Genomic DNA, 21607 nt, shown 5'->3' with positions numbered 1-21607 from the left:
GTCAAATCGAGCGTTCCTCCAGCAAGCCGTGGGCGATGTAGAAATCCTGCAGCCCGGCCAGCGCCGGATGCGCCAGTGCCCGGCGAAGATAGTCGCGGATGCGCGGCAGATGCTTCAGATAATAAGGCTTGCCGTCGCGTTTTTCGAGCCGCACGAAGATGCCGAGGATCTTGGAATTGCGCTGTGCGGCCATGATTGCATAGGTTTCGCGGAATTCGTTCTCATCGAAGGCACCGGCAGCGCGTCGCGCGGCGATGTAGGCGGCGAGCGTGTGCTTTTCGATTTCGGGTGAGATAGTGACGCGCGCGTCCATGGCGAGCGAGGCGACGTCGTAGGCGGACGGCCCGATCAGCGCGTCCTGGACATCGACGACGCCGAGGCGATCGTGACCGGAACGGTCAGCGCGCCAGATCAGGTTGGGTGAATGGAAATCGCGCAGCATCAGCGTGTATTCGCGCCCCTCCAGCCGATCGAGCACCGCACTCCATTCGCTGCGGTAACCGGCGCGCAGCGCCTCTCTAGGCGGAGCGCCTGATATCGCCGGGACATACCAGTCGACCAACAATTCGGCCTCGATCATCATGGCGTCGCGGTCGAAAGGCGGCACCTCATGGAAGACGCCGGGGCCGGCCTGCATGCGGGCCGGCCATGTTTTGCCGTGCATCATGGCAAGCAGTTCGGCCGCCGCAGCGTAGCGCTCGGCCACCGGCTGGCCGCGCTTGTCGAGAAACCCTTGGGAACCGAGATGCTCCAGCAGGAGAAAACCCTGGTCGAGATCCTGGGCATAGATTTCCGGGACGCTGACGCCGCCGGCCCGCAAGGCCCGGTCGATGGCGACGAACGCCGAAACGGATTGCGCGGTGTGAGCGATCTCGGCATAGGGTTTGCCGTCGCGGACTGGCGGTCCGAGCACCAGCCTTGGCGAGTTCATCAGCACCCGCGGCGGAAATCTGGCGAGCGTGACGATCTCGTAGGAGCGAGCCGAGGCATCACCGATGAAATGTCGTCGCTGCGCTTCGCCCCAACCGGCCTGCCCGAGAAAATCGCGCATTGCCAGCGATCGCGCCGCGCGCTCGAAGGCGGCGCCCTCTCCCGATAGTCTCGCCAGTCGGCCGTCGCCCTGCTGGAGAAGTTCGACCAGCACCGAGGTTTTCGGCAGATATGCCTCTGCCCGCTCCGGCCATTCGACCAGCGCGGCGCCTTGCGTCAGCGCCTCGTCGAAGCCCAGCTCGTCCAGCTCGGATGCCGTGCCCAAGCGGTAGAGATCGAAATGATGAACCGGCACACGCGTGTCGTAGCTCTGGACCAGCGTGAAGGTCGGGCTCGGCACGTCGAGTCCGGCATCGTCGGCCAGTGCCTTGATCAGCGCCCGTGCCAAGGTCGATTTGCCGGCGCCGAGATCGCCCTTGAGGGCGAGCACGTCGCCAATGCGCAGCGACATGGCGAGATCCTCGCCGAACCTTGCCGTCGCAGCCTCGTCGGCGAGAAAACGCTCCAGCACCAATACCGCCATCGAACGCGCTACTCGGCCGCCGCGCGGATGCCGGACGGCGTGTCGGGAAAGGCGCAAACAACCGTGGTGCCCTTATCCCTGCCGGTCTCGATGCGGACGCTGCCGCCATGCAGTTCGACAAAGCTCTTGACGATCGACAGGCCGAGCCCGGCGCCACGGCGGCGGCCGCCATTGGTGCGCGGCTCGAAGCGCCGGAACACTGAGTCAAGCAGGTCCGGCGGCATGCCGGGGCCGTCATCGTGAACGGAAAATTCCACGCCGTCGGCAAGTTGGCGGCAGGCGAGCGTTATGGTGCTCGCCTCCGGCGCGTAATTGGCGGCATTGCTGAGCAGATTGTAGAGGATCTGGCGGACGCGGATCTCGTCGCCGTGGAAGGTTTTCGGCGCGGCCGCCGCGTCGATCCTAAGCTTGATCGCATGTTCCTCCAGCCGGTCGGCGACCAGTTCGGCGGCAGCCGTAATGGTTCGATCGATGTGAACTTCGGAAATGTCGAGTTCCATGATGCCGGCATCCACCGTCGCCAGGTCGAGGATGTCGTTGACGATGGTGAGCAGGACCGAGGAAGACGAGCCGACATGCCCGATATATTCGCGTTGCTTCTGGTTCAGCGGACCAGTCGACGGCAGTGAAAGAAGCTCGGTAAAGCCGATGATGTTGGTGAGTGGCGAGCGCAGCTCATAGGAGACGTGCTGCACGAATTCGTTCTTGATCTGGTCGGACTTTTGCAGCGCCTCATTCTTGTCCTTCAGCGCCCGCTCGACATTGACGCTGTCGGTAACGTCGACGAAGGTCATCATCACCTGGCCGTTGGGCAAAGGGATGACGGCGTAGCGCAAAACGGTGCCGTTGTTCAATTCGGTTTGGCCGTGGCGGTCGCGGCGCTCGTCGTCGAAGCCGGTGATGGCGGCAACGAACCCGCCCCACGGACTGTCGACGGCACGGCGGTCGCAAAGGTTGCGGATCGTCGAGACATGGACGTTGGGTTTTGAGGCATCGGCATCCAGCCCCCACAATGCCGCGAACGCCGGGTTCGACAATCTCAGCTTGCCGTCGGGGCCGAACACAGCGACGCCTTCGGCGAGGTTGTCGAGCGTCTCGCCCTGGACCCGGACGGCGGTCTGGTAGCGGCTTTCAAGGTCCATCTTCTCGGTCAGGTTCTCGAACACCCAGGTGACGCCGCCCTTGGGCTGCGGATTGGCGACGACGCGAATGGTCTTGCCGTCCGGCAGATGCCACCAATGCTCCTGCGATTCAACCGCGCGGTAAGCGCCGAGCAGGCTCTCTTTCCAGCGCCGCCATTCGGGCTGCTCGGCGATCCTGCCTTCGCTGCGCAGGCGGTCAAGCAGCAAGGCGTTGTCCGGCGCGCTGTGCAGGAAGCCGCTGTCGAGGCCCCATAGCTTCTGGAACGCCTGATTGAAAAACCGCAATTTCTCGTCGGTGTCGAAAATCGCCACGGCGGTGTTGAGCTGATCGAGCGTGTCGGCGTGGCTCTGCATGGTCCGCTCATATTCGGCGCGAATGGCCTCGATAGCGCTGATGTCGCAGGCAAGACCAGCCGAACCATCCGCCCCGGCAAAATCGGTCACGGCAAACATACGGCGGTCGCCTTCGATGACCGTGGAGAGCGTCTGTTCAAAGACCGCGCGCGACTTGTGCTGCGCAGCGATCGTGTCGCGCGCCTGGCCGCCGAGGAATTCCTTGCCATCGCGGACCGCCGCTTCGGCATTCTCGGCCTCGACCGCTTCGGCATAGGCGCGGTTGACCCATTTCAGCCGCCCGTCGACAGTACGCAGCCATGACGGCATCTTGAGCGCATCCAGAAGACCGATCAGCGTCTCATGGTCGGCGGCTAAGCGTTGGTTCTCGATCTTCAGCCTGGCCTGGCTTCGCTGTGTCTCCGAAAGCGAGACGAAGCGAACCAGCACATGCGCCGCACTCTTGCGGCCGTGAACCTCGAGCGGCTGGCCGGCCTGCGATTCGATGACCAGATCGAACGGCTTTGCCTTGTCCCGCAGTGCCGCTACGGCATGTTCGAGTGCGGCCGCCGAACGCGGCATCAGCCAGCGGCCGAAAGCCAGGAAGGCCGCCCGGTCCTCCGGCGCGCCGCTCTCGATCGGCAATGTCCCGACAAGTTCGGGCTTCTTGTTCTCGGCCGCCCATACCACCACGCGCTGATCGCGAGAATGGAGCAGCGCCTCCGAGCGCTGCAGCGCGGCATTGACGTCGGCGATGCGGGTCCTGAGCTCGGCATTTTCCGCCGCGGTGCGCGCCCGTTCGCGGATCAGAAAGATGGCCGACAGCAATGCCGCCCCCATGACGCCGACGAACATGGCGAGTTGCATGACCTCGACCGTGCTGACCGACAGCCCGGCCTTTTGCGCCACGCGGGTTTGGGCATGTGCAGTAAAGCCAAGCAGCGGACCAACCAGCGCGGAAGAAGCAAGCAGCACACCGACACGGCTGCCGGCGCGCCATAGAAGGCTGCCGCCTCTGGCAGCGGAGCCCGTGATCGAATCGTTATGGCCGCCGGAAACGGCCTGTCCCGCGCAAGGCGGGTTATCCCCCGGCATGTCTTGGTCCTCTTCGCCGCCTGAATGCAAGACCGCCCTGATGCGTGCGCCCGGGCCTCGTCCCCGGACCGCGAATCAGCACCATAGCGCTTGCGCGAATCGGCGTGAAGAATCAATCAGCGCAAAAATAAAGCCGGGCGAAAAGTCAATTGCCCGGCTTCAATATCTAGTGGCAAGTTTCGCCGTGGTTAATAGCGGTAGTGTTCCGGCTTGAACGGTCCCTGCGGAGTGACGCCGATATAGGCGGCCTGTTCGCCGGACAGTTCGGTCAGGCGGGCACCGAGCTTGTCGAGATGCAGGCGCGCGACCTTTTCGTCGAGATGCTTCGGCAGGACATAGACCTGGTTCTCGTACTGACCGGGCTTGGTGTACAACTCGATCTGGGCCAACACCTGGTTGGTGAAGGACGCCGACATGACGAAGCTCGGATGGCCGGTGGCGTTGCCGAGGTTGAGCAGACGGCCCTCCGACAAAAGGATCATCCGCTTGCCGTCCGGGAAGGTGATCATGTCCACCTGAGGCTTGATGTTGGTCCACTTCAGATTGCGCAGCGAGGCCACCTGGATCTCGTTGTCGAAGTGACCGATGTTGCCGACGATCACCATGTCCTTCATCAGGCGCATGTGGTCGAGGGTAACGACGTCCTTGTTGCCGGTGGTGGTGATGACGATGTCGGCCGTCGGCGCCGCGTCCTCGAGCGTGACCACCTCGAAACCGTCCATCGCCGCCTGCAGCGCGCAGATCGGATCGACCTCGGTGACCTTGACGCGGGCGCCGGCGCCCTTGAGCGAAGCCGACGAGCCTTTGCCGACGTCGCCATAGCCGCAGACAACCGCGACCTTGCCGGCCATCATCGTGTCGGTGCCGCGGCGAATGCCGTCGACAAGCGATTCCTTGCAGCCATATTTGTTGTCGAATTTCGACTTGGTGACGGAATCATTGACGTTGATCGCCGGGAACGGCAGCAAGCCTTTTTTCTGCAGCTGATAGAGCCGGTTGACGCCGGTCGTCGTCTCTTCAGTGACGCCGCGGATCGCTTCCTTCTGCTTGGTGAAGAAGCCGGGCGATGCCTGCATGCGCTTTTTGATCTGGGCAAACAGGATCTCTTCCTCTTCGCTGCCCGGATTGGACAGCACATCCTCGCCGGCCTCCGCGCGGGCGCCGATCAGGATGTACATGGTGGCATCGCCACCGTCGTCGAGGATCATGTTGGAGGTGCCGCCATCGGCCCACTGGAAGATCTTGTCGGTGTAGACCCAATAGTCCTCCAGCGTCTCGCCCTTGACGGCAAACACCGGAATTCCGGCCTCGGCAATGGCCGCGGCGGCGTGGTCCTGGGTCGAGAAGATGTTGCAGGAAGCCCAGCGGATATCGGCGCCGAGCGCCTTAAGCGTTTCGATCAGCACCGCCGTCTGGATGGTCATGTGCAGCGAGCCGGTGATGCGCGCGCCCTTGAGCGGCTTCTTGTCGCCGAATTCCTCGCGGCAGGCCATCAGGCCCGGCATTTCGGTTTCGGCGATCTCGATCTCCTTGCGGCCCCAGCCGGCAAGCGCGATGTCTGCGACCACATAGTCCTTGCTACCCGTCATGGCAGTGCTCCGATGCGAATTGATTGCGGGACGCGCCCGCCCCGAAGGCGTGTCGGAGGGCGCGAGTTGCCGGCCTGACTAGCAGATCGGGAGTCGGACGACAATGGGATATAAAGAAATCTTTATCCGTGCATGTCTTCAGCTACGGCGGCCATGAGAGCGCGCAGAAGGGGTGCTGTCCAAGGTGGCCGTCCCTCAGACCTCAGATCGGCAACACTTTCAAAGCCGGAAACAAAAAACCCGCCTCGGCGGGCGGGTCTTCGGGGCCAATTGGCACCATAGCGAGATTAGTAGCATAGCTGCCGGCACAAAGCAAGAACAAAATACGCGACGGTCGCGCAAAAATGCGATTTCCTTCACCGCCGCAAGGTTGCGCCCGAACATGCCGCAGCAGGTGCCGTCGGCGAAGCCGTCAGCACTCCTCGCCGAAACGGGAAGCAACCAGTTGCTCCAGCGCATCGATGACCTCTTCGGCCTCCGGGCCGGTGGCGGTGACGCGGATCGAATAACCGGGGCTCGCCGCCAGCATCATCAGGCCCATGATCGAGGTGCCGCCGACCTTGACGCCGTCCTTCTCGACCTGGACCGTGGCGTTGAAGCCGCTGGCGATTTGAACGAACTTGGCCGAGGCGCGCGCATGCAGGCCGCGCTGGTTGACGATCGGAAAGTCGCGAACGATCTTGTCCTTTTCCGGCAACAGGGCACTCATTTGCTGCTCAGGAGCTGACTGGCGACATTGATGTATTTACGGCCGGCAGCCTGCGCCTCATCCAGCGCGGCCGTCATGTTGTCGCCTTTGCGAACGCTGGACAGCTTGATCAGCATCGGCAGGTTCATGCCGGCAATGACCTCGATGCGCCCGGATTCCATCACGGAAATGGCGAGGTTGGAGGGCGTGCCGCCGAACATATCGGTCAAAACGATGACGCCTGATCCCGTATCGACGCGGCCGACCGCGTCGATAATGTCGCGGCGGCGCTGTTCCATATCGTCGTCGGCACCGATCGCCACGGTCTCGAAATTGTCTTGTGGCCCAACGACATGTTCCACGGCATTGCGGAACTCGGCGGCCAGTTGACCGTGCGTTACAAGCACGAGTCCGATCATTCTTTGGTGGCTCCCGTCATCGCCGCTTCACAGGCGCATTTTATGCTCGCCGACCGTTCCAGGTGGCGGGAGCGCTATCTTGTCGACGCAAGGCCTGTTGACAAGCCCAAAATTGCGCCGGCCCAAGCCAATTTGACGCATTGCAGCAAAAAATCGAAATCGGATCACAGGAAAGGCGCAATCGACAGGCGCGACATCACTGCCGGCAAGGCCGCCGCTACATTGCGCCCGGCAAGATCAATGCGCGGCACTGGTACGCCGACAACGAGTTCGCTGCAGTCTTCCTGGAAGCGGGCCATTTTGCCGGCTGGCACCAGCCGGATAATGAGGTCGATCACGCAGCTTGGCTCGAACCGTATCGGTTTGGGGCCGAATCCCGGCACCTCGACGAGGCCGGCTATGCTGGCTGGTGCGCGGCAGACCAGCCGCCCGTCGCAATCTGCAGCATAGAGCTGGTCATCGCCGATCAGCCGGGAAAACAGCCCACGCTGGCTGCAATGATCGATCAAGGCGAGCGCCAGCGTCGTCTTGCCCAAGCCGGACGGTCCGGTGATGAGAATGCCGCGATCACCTATCAGGATCGCGGTGCCGTGAATATTTTCAGGCTGCACAATAGGACCAGGCGTGATTGGAATTCATCCGTCAGCCTTCCGCCGGCAGCGTCACCACGAAGCGCGCGCCCTTGATCTCGCCAGGCTTGGTGCCCGGGATGTTCTCGGCGCTCAGCGTGCCGCCATGGGCTTCAACGATCTGCCTGGATATCGACAGGCCAAGGCCCGAGTTCTGACCGAACGCCTCGCCGGCCGGCCGATCGGTATAGAACCGCTCGAAAATGCGGTCGATGTTATCGGCACGGATACCGGGTCCATTGTCGTCGATGGTGACGATGTTGAACTTGCCGGCGCGCGCCAGCGATATGGTGATGTGGCCACGTTCCTCGGGAACGAACGAGCGGGCATTCTCGATCAGGTTGGTGATCACCTGGCCGATCCTCAGGTCATGACCGACGACGAAGTAGCCTTTCACGCCCTGTGGCAGTTTGGCGACCTTGAATTCGATCTCGACCGCCTTCTTGTTGCGCGTGGCCTCGCGCGAGACGGCGACCAGATCGGTGATGAACTTCTTGAGGTCGACGGTTCCCGCATCTTCCCGCGCCAGCTCGGCATCGAGACGGGAGGCATCGGAAATATCGGTGATGAGACGGTCAAGCCGCCTCACATCGTGCTGGATGATATCCATCAGCCGGCTGCGCGAATTGTCGTTCCTGGCCAGCGGCAATGTCTCCACCGCGCTGCGCAGCGAGGTAAGCGGGTTCTTCAACTCGTGCGAGACATCCGCGGCAAAACTTTCGATCGCCTCGATGCGGGCGTAGAGCGCATTGGTCATGTCGCGCACGGCGATCGACAGATTGCCGATCTCGTCCTGGCGGTCGGAGAAGTCGGGGATTTCCTCGCGGTTCTTGACGCCGCGGCGAACCCTGACCGCCGCCGCGGAAAGCCGGCGCAGCGGGTTGGCGATGGTGGAGGCCAGCAGCATCGACAGGATGGCGGTAACCAGGGCGGCAATGCCGAACACGCGCAGGATCGCCTTGCGCTCGGCCGCGACGATCTTGTCGATGTCGCCGCCTTCGGTCGACAGCATCAGCACGCCGAGAACGGCACGGAAGCGCTGGATCGGCACCGCCACAGAAACGATCTGCTCGCCCTGCTCCGAGATCCGCACGATCGTCGACGGGCTGCCGGTAAGCGCCTTGACCACTTCCGGAAACGCGGCGCCGTTGCCACCCGGCTGCTCGCGATAGACGGGCAGCTGCTTGTTGCGGAAGAAATCGAAGACGAATTTCTGGATGCGCTCCAGAAGGTCTGGCTGTTCCTCTTCGACCGGCGGCAGGTCGTAGCGAAGGATCTGGCCGCGCGAATAGAGATGGCGGGAATCGAGCAGCAGGTTGGCGTCGCGGTCGTAAATGCGGGCGCGGGTGCGCGTCGGCGAGATCAACCGCCTGAGCACCGGCGCCACGCGCTCCGGATTGATCGGGAAATCGAGGTTATCGAGCTGATCGGAGCCCGGGCCGAGGCTTTCGCCGGCCTGTAACTCGAGCAGCTTCTCCGGATCGATGCTGATCGAATCGGTCTCGACCGTCGCCGAGGCGGCGATCGCGCCGGCGATGATCTCGCCTTGAGTCATCAGGCTCTCGACACGGGCGTCGATCAGCCCGTCGCGAAAGGTATTGAGATAGAGAATGCCGGTGACCAGGACGGCAAGGCCGGCAAGGTTGAGAAAGAGGATACGCCGCGTCAGGCTGGAAAAGATGTGATGGCCGAGAAACCGGCGCATCGGCACCGTAATTTTCGACACGAAGGCGGGCAGAATCCGCGGCGGGCGCCTGGCGGCGCCCGACCGTCTCACTCGCTCTACTTGCACTGCCATCGAATAGCAGCTCCCGCTCGACTCAAGCTTCGCGGAACCGATATCCGACTCCGTAAAGGGTTTCGATCATTTCGAAGTCATCATCAACGGCCTTGAACTTTTTGCGTAGCCGCTTGATGTGACTGTCGATGGTGCGGTCATCGACATAGACCTGCTCATCATAAGCCGAATCCATCAGCGCATCACGGCTTTTTACAACGCCCGGACGCTGGGCCAGCGAATGCAGGATGAGGAACTCGGTGACGGTCAGCGTCACCGGCTCGCCCTTCCAGGTGCAGGTGTGGCGCTCCTGGTCCATGACAAGCTGGCCGCGCTCAAGCGACCGGGCCTGCTGGTTGGGCGCCTTGGCAGCCGCCTCGCGGGTGCTGGCGCGTCGCAGCACGGCGCGGACGCGTTCGACAAGAAGACGCTGCGAGAAGGGTTTGCGGATGAAGTCGTCGGCGCCCATCTTGAGGCCGAACAGTTCATCGATCTCATCGTCCTTGGAGGTCAGGAAGATCACCGGCAGGTCGGATTTCTGACGCATCCGGCGCAGCAACTCCATGCCGTCCATGCGCGGCATCTTGATGTCGAGGATGGCGAGGTTCGGCGGGCGCGCCGCCAGTCCCTCCAGCGCCGATGCCCCATCCGTGTAGGTTTCGACCCGATAACCCTCGGATTCGAGGGCGATCGAAACCGAAGTCAGAATGTTGCGATCGTCGTCGACAAGCGCGATTGTTGCCATTTCAAGCGGCTCCCTCATGAGCTGTCCCTTCTTTCGTCGAGAAGGGGCTTTTGCAGGACAAATTAGGTACAAAATGTGGCATAGGCTGTATCCGCTGTCACGCGCGGCATGTCGACGGCCACAATTGTACCTCGATATGGATTGGACGAATGAACATCGCCAATCCTTTGGGCAACCATCAGTGTTTTTGCACATATAAACGATTTAAACAACTTTCAAAATATTTAAATCGATTAATGATTTGATATCATTCGCCTTTTCTGGTTTTGACGTTTTTAGCTCCTGCAATGGGAGTTCCGGAATTCGCCGGTAAAGACGCGGTAAATCGAAGAAGGGACACCCATGTCGGAAGCCGGCAAACGCAATCCTGCATGTGCAATCGATCGGATCGGCCTAAGAACCACGGGCGTGGTGCGCTATAATTTCGGCGCGGCCGCGCTCTACGAGGAGGCAATCCGCCGTGGCGAGGCCCGACTCACCGCGCATGGCGCGCTTGCCGCCGAGACCGGGCAGCACACCGGCCGCTCGCCCAGGGACAAATTCGTGGTGCGCGACGAAAGCACCGCGCCGCATGTATGGTGGGACAACAACAAAGCGATTTCGCCGATCCAGTTCGATACGCTGCTTGGCGATTTTCGCGCCCACGCGGCTGGAAAGGACCTTTATGTGCAGGACCTGGTCGGCGGCGCCGACGAGGAGCTGAAGCTGCCGACCAGGGTGATCACGGAGCTTGCCTGGCACTCCTTGTTCATCCGCAATCTGCTCATCCGACCGGCCGCCGCCGAACTCGAGCATTTCATGCCCGATTTGACGATCATCGACCTGCCGTCGTTCCGCGCCGATCCCGCCCGCCACGGCACGCGCGGCGAAACGGTGATTGCCGTCGATCTTTCGCACATGATCGTGTTGATCGGCGGTACCTCGTATGCCGGCGAGATGAAGAAGTCGGTGTTCACCGTGCTCAACTATCTGCTGCCGGCAAAAGGTGTGATGCCGATGCACTGCTCGGCCAATGAAGGGCCCGTCGGCGACGCGGCCGTTTTCTTCGGCCTTTCCGGGACCGGCAAGACGACGTTGTCGGCCGACCCGTCGCGCACGCTGGTCGGCGACGACGAGCATGGCTGGGGACCGCACGGCATCTTCAATTTCGAGGGCGGCTGCTATGCCAAGACGATCAAGCTTTCGGCCGAAGCCGAGCCGGAGATCTTCGCCACCACCCAGCGCTTCGGCACGGTGCTGGAGAATGTGGCGCTCGACGCAGGCCGCGTGCCGGATTTCGACGACGGCGGGCTGACCGAAAACACACGCTGCGCCTACCCGCTCCACTTCATCCCCAACGCCAGCAAGACGGGGCGCGCCAGCCACCCGAAGAACATCATCATGCTGACCGCCGACGCATTCGGTGTGATGCCGCCGATCGCGCGGCTGACCCCGGCGCAGGCCATGTACCATTTCCTCTCCGGCTATACCGCCAAGGTGGCGGGGACCGAGAAGGGCGTTACGGAACCCGAAGCGACATTTTCGACATGCTTCGGCGCACCGTTCATGCCGCGGCATCCGTCGGAATACGGCAATCTGTTGCGCGAGCTCATCGCCCGCCAAGGCGTCGATTGCTGGCTGGTCAACACCGGCTGGACCGGCGGCGCCTACGGCACCGGCAAGCGAATGCCGATCAAAGCAACGCGGGCGCTGCTTGCGGCGGCGCTCGACGGCTCGCTGAAAGCGGCCGACTTCCGCACCGACGCCAATTTCGGTTTCGACGTACCGGTGACGGTTGCCGGCGTCGACCGCGCCATTCTCGACCCTAGATCGACCTGGATCGACAAGCCCGCCTACGACCGGCAGGCGGCAAGGCTGGTCGGCATGTTCGTCGACAATTTCGAAAAGTTCGAAGCCCATGTCGACGCCACCGTGCTCGGCGCCGCACCACGCATGCAGGTAGCGGCTGAATAGCCGTCGCCCCGGGTGATGCTTCAAGGCCCGGCTTCGATCGGGCCTTTTCTTTTTTCGCCTGCCGCGCCATGAGTGCGGCATGAACGCCGACGACAAGATCATCATTACCGACGATGCGGTGATTAATCCGGGCGACCTGCACGAGGACTTCATTCGTTCGTCCGGCCCGGGCGGCCAGAACGTCAACAAGGTGGCGACGGCAGTGCAATTGCGCTTCGATGCCGCCAATGCGGCTGGCCTGTCGGAGCGGGTGCGCGAACGGACCATCAAGCTTGCCGGCCAGCGCGCCACCAAGGACGGCGTCATCGTCATCGAAGCTGGACGCTTCCGCACCCAGGAGCAGAACCGGGCGGACGCCCGGGCGCGGCTGACGGCACTGGTCGCCAAGGCCGCCGAACCACCACCACCGCCGCGCAAGAAGACCAGGCCGTCCAAAGGCGCGGTCGAAAGACGACTCAAGAGCAAGGCCGGGCGCGGCTCGATCAAGAAACTGCGCGGCCGGGTCGGGGATGAGTGACAGCCGAAGCGGCTTCGGATCTCAGATCGCCGGTTAAAGCGCGCAGCCACCGTCGGAGGCGGCTTTCGGGTCGCCGTTTTCATTTGACGGTGGCATTCTGATTTCTCCAGACCAACGGATTAAGCGACGCGATGCTCGTACTGCCCAAAGGCGTCCGCCATATGCCCGGCTACCTGTCGCGCGCCATGCAGGAAGTGCTGGTGGAAGATATCAGGCAGGTCGTGCAGAAGGCGCCGCTGTTCGTGCCGGCGATGCCGCGTACCGGCAAGGAGATGAGCGTGCGCATGACCAATTGCGGTCCGCTGGGCTGGGTCACCGACAAGGAGCACGGCTATCGCTACCAGCCGACCCACCCGGTGACCGGAAGGCTTTGGCCGCCGATCCCGGAGATGCTGCTCGAACTGTGGCGGGATGTATCTGCCTATGCGCACCCGCCGGAAGCCTGCCTGGTCAATTCCTATTCGCAGGATGCCAAGATGGGTCTTCACCAGGACCGCGACGAGAGCGATTTCTCCGCGCCTGTCGTCTCGGTGTCGCTCGGCGACGATTGCCTGTTCCGGGTCGGCCAGACGACGCGCGACGGCGCCACCAAATCGTTCAGGCTGAGGAGCGGCGACGTCGTCGTGCTTGGCGGCGAAGGGCGGCTCTGCTTTCACGGCGTCGACCGTATCTACCCGTCGACCTCGGCATTGCTCAGGAGTGGCGGCCGCATCAATCTGACGCTGCGACGGGTGACGATGCCGAAATAGGCTGTTCGGGTGGCCGGTGGCCCGGGCGGACATAATCGTCGCGCAAATAGATGCGCTCGGTCTCGTCCTCGATAAGAATGCGGTAGTGCGCCAGGATGGCGTCAAAGCCAAAACGCCCCATCAGTTGGCTTGTCCACATTGTGTTGTTTTTCTTGAAGACGACGATATCCGGGCGCAGACGCGCGAACTCTTCGCGTTTGCTTTCGACGTAGCGCGCCATGATGGCCTGGTAACGCGTGGCTTCGGCGGTGTCACCCGAGAGGGCTGCGTGCCGGGACAGGGAAAGTGCGAACGCTCCAAGCCAATCGCTGACGTGGGTCGAAACGAACTGCCCATCGATCATACGGTTCAACGGATGTCCCGAGGAAATATCCGAACTGACCAACGCTACGGTCGGCCGATCGGTGGCGGCGCGAATTGCGGCAACCAGCGCCGGCCCTGGTTTCTGGGTGCTCCAGTACGGCAAGAAAGCGATTGCCACCGCCGCCAATGCCCAAGCTCGCGAAGGAGCCGTCACGAACGTCAACAGCTTCGACGGCTGCTGCACGATCCTGGGCAGTGCCAGCAGGCAGAAAATGGCTGCCACAGCGCAAAAGATCGCGGGATAGGCATGATAAGACCAGCCTTTGGCTTGGTAGAACAGGGGAAACATGCCAGCGATCGATGCCGCCAACGCTACCGCCGCCAGCTCTGGAAACCGCCTGGCAGGCCACAGCCACCAGATCAGGAAGACAAGGAAACACCACGAGAAACCGTAGCCGATCACAATCGGCCAAAAGATGCCGATCTTTGCATAAACGTCCGCCAAGAGGGGATAGATGTCGCGCATGAATTCCGGATGGATCAGCGTGACCGTGCTGAGATAGACAACGCAGATGCCGCCAATGACCCAGTGTTCCAGGGCGAAGATCGATTTCAGACTGCGCCGGCGCACTGCAACGACCAGTGCCGGCGCCAACACCATGATCGCATAGTAGGGCTTGACCAGCAGCAGAATGCTGCCCGACAGGCCGGCGAGTACGGCGAGCCCGGGGTCTGGTTGGGCAGCTGCATCTCTGCGCGCGCGCCAGGCATGAAGCGCAAGCAGCGGCATGAAAAGTGCCATGCCGATATGCTCCCGCTCGCTGAAGGCATTTCCGGGGAAGACCACCAACATTGCGCAAAACGCTGGCCCCAGTGCAAACAATGATGCAGTTTCGGTGAAACCCGCACGCTTGACGATCACGCCCGAGAGCGAAAGTCCGATAAGCACGGCAAGGTATGTCCAGGCCTCAACCAGGATTTCCGGGGCGGTGCCCAGCAATCTGGCCGCAGCCACTGGCGGCAGATAGAGCCAGACGCTGAATGGGGGATTGGTCTCATAGATTTGCGAGTAAAGCCGCTCACCGGACAGCATACGCTCGCAGACCGTGATCAGCCAGCTAGTGTCGGGAACAGTCCCCCAACGTCGCTGCCAGAAGATCGAGAAGACGGTGACTGCGGCAATGGCCAGGACATTGCGGCTAGGAAGCAGCGACGCCGCAATATCCCGGTCGCGCCAGCGGCTCAAGCCGCCAATGTCGTTCGAGACGCTCATGCTGTTGCACCGAGGCTCTCGAGATCGAGCCATATGTCGTCCAGCGGAGCGATTGGATCCAGCCGTGTCATGGGTTTCCGGGGGCTCCTGCTCAATCGGTTTGGAGCGGCGCAGGCGCCGTGTAACGCAGATAGACAGTGATTTCCGGCTCGGCGTGCAGCAGACGATAGTCGGCCAAGGCAACCTGGATCCGCTTGTCCTGCAGCATCAGGGCAGTCCACGCGGGCGAGCCTGACAGCACGATATCGGGCTTCTTCGCTGATATCTCGGCGGCGTTTTCGCCGATCACCCGATCGCGGATGCTTTCAAGTTCCGGTCTCCGTTCGAGATCGCCGGTGACGCGGGCGAGCGTGTCCGCGTTGGAGACCGCCCAGGCGCTCGGATGGCGTGATATGAACCTGCCGCCGACCAGCCTGGCGAGGGGATGGGCAACCTGCATCTGGTCGGCAATAGACATGATGGTCGGGGTTTCGACCGTTGCGCGGATCGCGGCGACAGACCGGGCGATCGGGCCGTTATCCGTCGTCAGCGCCGCGTACTGTGCCCTGACCGCTATTTGCAGCACCAGCACGCAGCCGAAGATCAGGGCGGCCTTGCGAACGAAGCCTGCACTGCCGAATGTGCCGAACCGCACAAGCTGGATGCCAAATGCAAGTGTCGCAACAACGACCATCGGCAGCGCGTGATTGGGCCAACCCTTGCCCATGACGATGAAGGCCGGAATGAACCCCAGGGCGGTCAGGAGCGGAATCCTGACGTCCCAGTTCGTCTTTCTCAGGCCGCCGGCCGCAAGCACGGTGGCGGCGGCCAGAAGCAGCACCACTTTCGGCCAGTTTGCCAGCATATCGGCGGCAGAGGCCCTCAACGGAAGATAGACCTCCCTGACCAAGGGCAGGACGTCGCTGACGTAAGCGCGGTCGAAGAGCGCGATGGACGCGATATAGGCGGCCACGATCGCAGCGCCCACCAGGTTCTCTGCGACGAAGAGCGGTTTCAGCGACCGCCTTTCAAGCGCAAGACAGAGCGACGGCAACATGAAGGCCAGCACAAAATAGGGCGGCTTGACCATGACCACGACCGCCGCGCCGAAGCCCGCGACCATGTGCTCCAGGCGCGAGCCCGCGCTGAAATCCAGGTTCCGCTGACGTGTGCATTGCAACGCCACCCAAGGCAGAATGGCAATCAATGCGAAGTGCTCGCGTTGGCCGAATTGATCCGGCATGAAACACAGGATCAAAAACAGGGCCGCCGCTGCCGCCCACAGCGCATGGGGCTGCCGGTAGACCGGTTGATCGCGCGCGAGAATGCGGACGGAAACGAAAAGACTGGCCAGGCTCAGGCAAACGACGCCAAGCGTCAGCCAGAATTCCGCACGCATGCCAGTGAGCTTTTCCAGGAGCATGAACGGCATGTAGAGCCAGATCGAGAAAGGGGGGTTGGTCTCCACGATGTCGGTGTTGAGCCGCTCTCCGCCAAGCAGGCGGTCGCAGACGACCAGAAGCCACGACACGTCAACATTGGTCGGAATTGCAACGGTCGATAGCCAGACGGCGTATGTGACGACCAGACTGGCCAGCAGCAACGGAGCACCCGCTACGCCCACAAAGGGCGAGAAGCGGTTGGCGCCGGGCAGCAGTTCACTGAGGGATCGCGCGCTAGAGACCACGAAACACCCACCGCCCGAGGACGACATAGTTGATGACCGGCACGGCAATGCAGGTGAGCAGGATCGGGATTGCGGCAGGGACGCCGAGCATCTGGGTCAAAAGCCCCGGCAGGGCGATCGCGACGGCGAGGCCGGAAGCGGTGAGCAGGAGGAAGCGGGGCAATTCCATAGCGTGGCTGCCGCCCGAGGTGAACGTGAAATATTTATGCCCGGTGTAGGAGAACAGCGCGGCGACGGCGTAGGCCGCAAACGATGTGAGCGCCGCCGGCAGGGCCGCCGTTGCCTGTCCACGCGACAGCAGAAAAGCGCAAACTGCGTAGATCAGCGTCGACGCGATGCCAATCAGCGCAAAGCGCGATAGTCGACGATACGAGCCGGTGCCCATGACGCGGTCAAGCTGCCAATTTCTCGTCGAGGCGAGCGGTTTCGACGGCGCTGTCCTTGCGGAATACCGCCAGCAGCGAAACCCCGAAGGGCAAGCTTGCATTTGGTATGATGCTGCCTTCCGCCGAAAACACTGCCTTCATCGCCGCATTCAGTGGTTTTGGCGGCGTGGCATGGCCGGCTGGCAAGGCCGACTTGCGCAACCAGTCCACCAGTCTTGCCAGCGCCGCTACCGGGAAGAGCGCGGCATTTGTGTAGCTCAGCCGGTCGATCGCGAAACCAGCCCTTTCGATTCGTTCACGCAGCAGATTGCGTGAATAGCGCCGCATATGATGCAGCCCCACATCATGCGTGCTCCACAACCATTGGTGTGCGGGCACAGTGAGGACCACGCTGCCGCCCGGTTTCAGCACTTGGCGGATCGCGGCAAGCGACGCCTCGTCTTCGGCGACATGCTCCAGCACGTCGAACAGGCAGACGAGGTCGCAGCTTTGCGGCGCGACAGGAATGTTGTCCGGCAGATGTCCGGCGAGGAAGTCGCGGCCGGTCTTTTCCCAGGCAATCCTGCGCGCGAGATCGCTCATCTCGACTGCCGTCACTGCGCCGAACTGCTCCAGCATCCGGATGTTGCCGCCGGTGCCGGCGCCGATCTCGACGATGCGCGCGTTTTCAGGCAGGCCGATGCTGCGAATGACCGCCTCGGCGATGGCGCGACGCCCGCAGAACCACCAATGCTCGTCTTCGGTGGCGGCCATCTGTCGGTAGGCGTCGATCTCCATCAGCTCATTCCCTCATATTTGCGGCGCACGATGTAGATCGGACGCTGCTTGATCTCGGCGTAGACCCTGCCGAGGTATTGTCCGATGATGCCGATGCCGAGTAACTGGATGCCGCCAAGGAAAAGAACACTGACCAGCAGGGAGGCGTAGCCGGGCACATCAACGCCAAAGATCATTGTCTTGGCGACGATCAGCAGGCCGTAGAGGAACGACAGCGCGGAAATCGTCGCGCCGACATAGGTCCAGATTTCAAGCGGAGCGGTGGAGAAGCTGGTGATGCCTTCGAGCGCGAAGTTCCACAGCTTCCAGCCGGAGAATTTCGACTGGCCGGCGATGCGCTGATCGCGGACATATTCGACGCTTGCGGTGCGGAACCCGACCCAGGCGAACAGGCCCTTCATGAAACGACGGCGTTCGGGCAAAGACCGCAGCGCCTGGATGACCTGGCGGTCGATCAAACGGAAGTCGCCGACATCGTGCGGGATCTTCTGCTGCGCGATCCAGTTGTGAACGCGGTAGAACATCGAGGCGGAGCGCTGCTTGAGAAAGCTGTCGCTCGACCGATTGGCTCGCTTGGCCAGAACAACCTCAAAACCCTCGCGCCACTTTTCCACAAGCAGCGGAATGACATGCGGCGGATCCTGCATATCGACATCCATCGGAATCGCTGCATCGGCATCGCAGCTGTCGAGCCCCGCGGTCATCGCGGCTTCCTTGCCGAAATTGCGTGAAAGGTCGATTACGTGGATGCGTGGATCGGTTTGTTGGGCTTCGATCAGCTTTTCGAGCGTCGTATCGCTGCTGCCGTCGTTGACGAAGATGAACTCGAGGGCAACGCCTTTGTCCTTCAGCGGCGCGGTGCTTTCGCATACCGCCTTCAGGAATGGAGCAATTGCGCCTTCCTCATTGTGGACAGGCACGATCAGGGCAATCGTTGCGCCGCCGCTGCCCGGACGTGCGATGCGGTCAGCTGCCGGCCGATCGATGTTTAGGAATGGCGCATTCATTTGTTTGCCGAGCCCGCAGATCAGGCCCGACAATAGAAAGACTGGGTTAAGATGACTTTAAGGAATGTCCCGGGATTTCACAGTTTCCTGAGCGCCACTTCCTCGACCAGATGGTTGGCGCCCTTGCGCAGGATGAGATCGGCACGGGCGCGGGTCGGCAATATATTCTCGCGCAGATTCTTCAGGTTGATGTTGGTCCACAGGCCCTCGGCGATGGCGCGGGCCGCATCCTCGGAAAGTTGCGAATAGCGGTGGAAGAAGGAGGCCGGGTCGCGGAAGGCGGTTTCGCGCAGCCGCATGAAGCGGGCGATATACCAGTGATGGATCAGCGCCTCCTCGGCATCGATATAGATGGCGAAGTCGAAGAAATCCGACAGGAAAGGCACGATCTTGCCGTCCTTGGGCAGCTTGCCCGGCTGCAGGACATTGATGCCTTCGAAGATCAGGATGTCGGGCCGGTCGATGGTCTGGAACTCGCCCGGGATAACGTCATAGGTCAGGTGCGAATAGACCGGCGCGCGGACGTTGCGCTGCGCCGATTTGATGCCGGACAGGAAGCGCAGAAGGGCGCCGACGTCGTAGCTGTCGGGAAAGCCCTTGCGCTCCATCAGGTTGTTGCGGCGCAGGACTTCGTTCGGCAGCAGGAAACCATCGGTGGTGACCAGGTCGACCTTGGGACTCGACGGCCAGCGCGCCAGCAGCTCCTTTAGCACGCGCGCCGTGGTCGATTTGCCGACCGCGACGGAACCGGCAATGCCGATGATGAACGGTGTCTTGGCCGCGTCCAGCGCGTTGAAGAAGGCCTGGCGCTGCCTGAACAGGAGTTGACTGGCTTCGACATGAGCCGACAACAGCCGCGACATCGAAAGATAGATGCGCTCGACCTCGTGGAGATCGACCGGATCGTTCAGCGACCGCAGACGACGGACCTCGTCCTCGGTGAGCGTCATCGGCGTATCGGCGCGGAACCGCGACCATTGCTCGGCCGAGAAGAAACGATAGGGTGAATACTTCTCGGTAGGAGCGAGCTGGTCCATCGAGTTCCTCCGCAGCGATCAGCCCCGGTCCAGCCGAGACGCCTTTTCGGCGATGCCCGAACGACCGGTGCGGCGTTCAAGCTCGTTGAGCACATCGCTCAGCGGAATGTCCGCTATGCCGAGAACGACAAGCCAATGATAAATGAGATCGGCGCTTTCCGAAACAAGCGCGGCCCTATCGGCGCTGACGGCTGCGATCACCGTTTCGACCGCCTCTTCGCCGAATTTCTGCGCTGCCTTGCTCATGCCGCGCTGAAAGAGCTTGGCCGTCCACGAATCCGGATCGCCGGAACGTGCGCGTTCGCCAATAATCTTCTCCAGATCGGAGAGCGAGAACTCGGTCATGACGGCGTTTACAGCCTCTTCTTAGCCGGAAAGGCTCTAGGACCGATTACCCGGCGAGTCCAGCCGCATCGGCAGTCCGGCCTGAGCCATGTGCAGCTTGGCTTCGGCGATGCTGTAGGTGCCGAAATGGAAGATCGACGCCGCCAGCACCGCGCCGGCATGGCCGTCGCGAATGCCTTCGACAAGGTGGTCGAGCGTGCCGACGCCACCGGAAGCGATGACCGGCACGCGTACGGCATCGGCGACCGCGCGGGTAAGGGCTATGTCGTAGCCGGCTTTGGTGCCGTCGCGGTCCATCGATGTTAGCAGGATCTCGCCGGCGCCGAGATCGACCACTCGCCGAGCGAACTCGACGGCGTCGATGCCGGTCTTCTCGCGGCCGCCATGGGTGAATATCTCCCAGCGATCAGCCTCGCTCGCAGCGGACACTTTCTTGGCATCGATGGCGACGACGATGCACTGGTTGCCGAATTTGTCGGCAGCCTCGGCGACAAAATTTGGGGTCTTCACCGCCGCTGTGTTGATCGATACCTTGTCGGCGCCGGCCAGTAGCAGCTTCCTGATGTCGGCGACCTGACGGACGCCACCGCCAACGGTCAGCGGCATAAAACATTGTTCGGCGGTGCGGGCGATGACATCGAAAATGGTCTCGCGGTTTTCCGACGAGGCGGTGATGTCGAGAAAGCAGAGCTCGTCGGCGCCGGCCGCGTCATAGGCTTTTGCCGCTTCGACGGGATCGCCGGCATCGACCAGGTCGACGAAATTGACGCCCTTGACGACACGGCCGTTCTTGACGTCGAGACAGGGGATGACGCGGGCTTTCAGCATCAGATCCTCTCGATCGCCGCAAGAAAGTCGACAAGCAGCTGGCCGACGACGGGCGGAACTTCGGACTGGGAATCAAAGGCCGGGTCGTAGGCCGAGAGCGTCACGCCGACGATTGGGATTGACCTGGCCAGTCCGCAGGCAAGCTGCCGCAGCTGTTCCGGACTCGGGCCGCCCGGGTGCGCGTAGCGGTTCACCTGCAACACATCCGGATCGAGGACATCCAGGTCGAGATGCAGATGCGCCCGCACAGTCCCTGTCGCCGTGAGCTTTCCGATCATATCGAGTGCACCGGCACATTCGGTGCGCACGATCGGCAAAGTTTCCAGCAGTCGCTTTTCGTCGGGATCGAGGTCGCGGGCATCGACCAGCATGCAGCGCGCCGGGTCTATCGGCCGGAACCCCGGAATTGCTGCCGCCATCGGATGCCAGCAGAGCCCGAGCGTCGCCGCCAGCGCCATGCCGTCGAGAAAGCCGTAGGAGGACGTCTCCGGCGTGTTGAGATCGCCATGCTGGTCGATCCAGATGATCGAATCCGCAACTTCACCGGCGACCGCACCGGCGGCGGTCAGGCAATTTCCAGCAAGGATAATGGGGAAGCGTCCTCCATCGCGGGCGAGGTTAACCTTGGTCGCGATGGCGTTGCAGACGGCGAAGCCGGTTGCAATTTCGCGCCCCTGCTCGTCTCCGACCTTGCCGATATCTTCGACGGCGACGTCATGGCCAGCCACGGTCAGGGCTTCGACCAGCCCACCGCCGATGATGGCGTCCGGCCCCTGGCCGCACCCTTCGTGATAGTGCCCGCTGTCGTAGGGAGCAACGATAATCGAGACCTTCAC

Annotated in this window: 20 protein-coding genes; 3 read left to right on the top strand and 17 right to left on the bottom strand. The window is 62.3% G+C overall.

The window, feature by feature from the left end; translation table 11 throughout:
* Position 1: 1 nt before the first annotated feature.
* From tsaE to NKI29_RS04335, 8 genes are all read right to left on the bottom strand, one after another.
* Positions 2-1513 carry a tRNA (adenosine(37)-N6)-threonylcarbamoyltransferase complex ATPase subunit type 1 TsaE gene (gene tsaE, locus NKI29_RS04370; RefSeq protein WP_023677554.1) on the bottom strand — a complete coding sequence of 504 codons (1512 nt, stop codon included), beginning with the start codon at positions 1511-1513 and terminating at the stop codon, positions 2-4.
* An 8-nt stretch (positions 1514-1521) separates the two neighbouring features.
* Positions 1522-4083, bottom strand: a complete 2562-nt coding sequence (locus NKI29_RS04365; protein ID WP_023677553.1) for a sensor histidine kinase — start codon at positions 4081-4083, stop codon at positions 1522-1524.
* Between the two features lie 188 nt (positions 4084-4271).
* Positions 4272-5672, bottom strand: coding sequence for an adenosylhomocysteinase (gene ahcY, locus NKI29_RS04360; protein ID WP_023677552.1), 1401 nt, complete (start codon positions 5670-5672; stop codon positions 4272-4274).
* Between the two features lie 412 nt (positions 5673-6084).
* Entirely contained in the window at positions 6085-6381 is a 297-nt protein-coding gene (locus NKI29_RS04355) for an HPr family phosphocarrier protein (RefSeq protein WP_023677551.1), read from the bottom strand.
* The gene (locus NKI29_RS04350; RefSeq protein ID WP_254815942.1) at positions 6378-6779 is read right to left on the bottom strand and encodes a PTS sugar transporter subunit IIA; all 402 of its coding nucleotides are present in this window, start codon (positions 6777-6779) and stop codon (positions 6378-6380) included. The genes NKI29_RS04355 and NKI29_RS04350 overlap by 4 nt, the downstream gene beginning before the upstream one ends.
* A gap of 164 nt (positions 6780-6943) precedes the next feature.
* Positions 6944-7390, bottom strand: coding sequence for an HPr kinase/phosphorylase (locus NKI29_RS04345; RefSeq protein WP_352568484.1), 447 nt, complete (start codon positions 7388-7390; stop codon positions 6944-6946).
* Between the two features lie 31 nt (positions 7391-7421).
* Positions 7422-9206, bottom strand: a complete 1785-nt coding sequence (locus NKI29_RS04340) for a sensor histidine kinase (protein WP_023677548.1) — start codon at positions 9204-9206, stop codon at positions 7422-7424.
* A 22-nt stretch (positions 9207-9228) separates the two neighbouring features.
* A complete protein-coding gene (locus NKI29_RS04335; RefSeq protein WP_023677547.1) occupies positions 9229-9930 on the bottom strand; it encodes a response regulator transcription factor in 702 nt (233 codons plus the stop codon).
* 342 nt (positions 9931-10272) lie between these two features.
* Between NKI29_RS04335 and NKI29_RS04330 the strand changes: the two genes are divergently transcribed.
* From NKI29_RS04330 to NKI29_RS04320, 3 genes are all read left to right on the top strand, one after another.
* Positions 10273-11883, top strand: a complete 1611-nt coding sequence (locus NKI29_RS04330; protein WP_352568486.1) for a phosphoenolpyruvate carboxykinase — start codon at positions 10273-10275, stop codon at positions 11881-11883.
* A gap of 79 nt (positions 11884-11962) precedes the next feature.
* On the top strand, positions 11963-12400 hold the full coding sequence (arfB, locus tag NKI29_RS04325) for an alternative ribosome rescue aminoacyl-tRNA hydrolase ArfB (RefSeq protein WP_023677545.1): 438 nt from the start codon (positions 11963-11965) through the stop codon (positions 12398-12400).
* A 131-nt stretch (positions 12401-12531) separates the two neighbouring features.
* Positions 12532-13149 (top strand): alpha-ketoglutarate-dependent dioxygenase AlkB family protein, encoded by a 618-nt coding sequence (locus NKI29_RS04320; RefSeq protein ID WP_352691471.1) that lies wholly within the window; start codon positions 12532-12534, stop codon positions 13147-13149.
* Here NKI29_RS04320 and NKI29_RS04315 read toward each other — a convergent pair.
* From NKI29_RS04315 to NKI29_RS04275, 9 genes are all read right to left on the bottom strand, one after another.
* The gene (locus NKI29_RS04315) at positions 13112-14725 is read right to left on the bottom strand and encodes a hypothetical protein (protein WP_352576332.1); all 1614 of its coding nucleotides are present in this window, start codon (positions 14723-14725) and stop codon (positions 13112-13114) included. The two genes, NKI29_RS04320 and NKI29_RS04315, sit on opposite strands and share 38 nt — an antisense overlap.
* Positions 14726-14816: 91 nt before the next feature.
* Positions 14817-16307 (bottom strand): hypothetical protein, encoded by a 1491-nt coding sequence (locus tag NKI29_RS04310; protein WP_352795589.1) that lies wholly within the window; start codon positions 16305-16307, stop codon positions 14817-14819.
* A gap of 73 nt (positions 16308-16380) precedes the next feature.
* Positions 16381-16776 carry a GtrA family protein gene (locus NKI29_RS04305; protein ID WP_023677541.1) on the bottom strand — a complete coding sequence of 132 codons (396 nt, stop codon included), beginning with the start codon at positions 16774-16776 and terminating at the stop codon, positions 16381-16383.
* A gap of 7 nt (positions 16777-16783) precedes the next feature.
* On the bottom strand, positions 16784-17554 hold the full coding sequence (locus NKI29_RS04300; protein WP_352795587.1) for a class I SAM-dependent methyltransferase: 771 nt from the start codon (positions 17552-17554) through the stop codon (positions 16784-16786).
* Entirely contained in the window at positions 17554-18561 is a 1008-nt protein-coding gene (locus tag NKI29_RS04295) for a glycosyltransferase family 2 protein (protein ID WP_352454814.1), read from the bottom strand. The genes NKI29_RS04300 and NKI29_RS04295 overlap by 1 nt, the downstream gene beginning before the upstream one ends.
* Before the next feature lie 77 nt (positions 18562-18638).
* On the bottom strand, positions 18639-19598 hold the full coding sequence (gene coaA, locus NKI29_RS04290) for a type I pantothenate kinase (RefSeq protein ID WP_352451662.1): 960 nt from the start codon (positions 19596-19598) through the stop codon (positions 18639-18641).
* A gap of 18 nt (positions 19599-19616) precedes the next feature.
* Positions 19617-19943, bottom strand: coding sequence for a phosphoribosyl-ATP diphosphatase (locus NKI29_RS04285; protein ID WP_352697227.1), 327 nt, complete (start codon positions 19941-19943; stop codon positions 19617-19619).
* 36 nt (positions 19944-19979) lie between these two features.
* The gene (gene hisF / locus NKI29_RS04280; RefSeq protein ID WP_023677537.1) at positions 19980-20774 is read right to left on the bottom strand and encodes an imidazole glycerol phosphate synthase subunit HisF; all 795 of its coding nucleotides are present in this window, start codon (positions 20772-20774) and stop codon (positions 19980-19982) included.
* Positions 20771-21607 (bottom strand): arginase family protein, encoded by an 837-nt coding sequence (locus tag NKI29_RS04275; RefSeq protein WP_352697229.1) that lies wholly within the window; start codon positions 21605-21607, stop codon positions 20771-20773. Before NKI29_RS04275 ends, hisF begins: the two co-directional genes overlap by 4 nt.

The organism is Mesorhizobium sp. M0678 (assembly GCF_040320505.1).
Lineage (GTDB): Bacteria > Pseudomonadota > Alphaproteobacteria > Rhizobiales > Rhizobiaceae > Mesorhizobium.
This window is presented reverse-complemented; position numbering and strand designations above follow the sequence as displayed.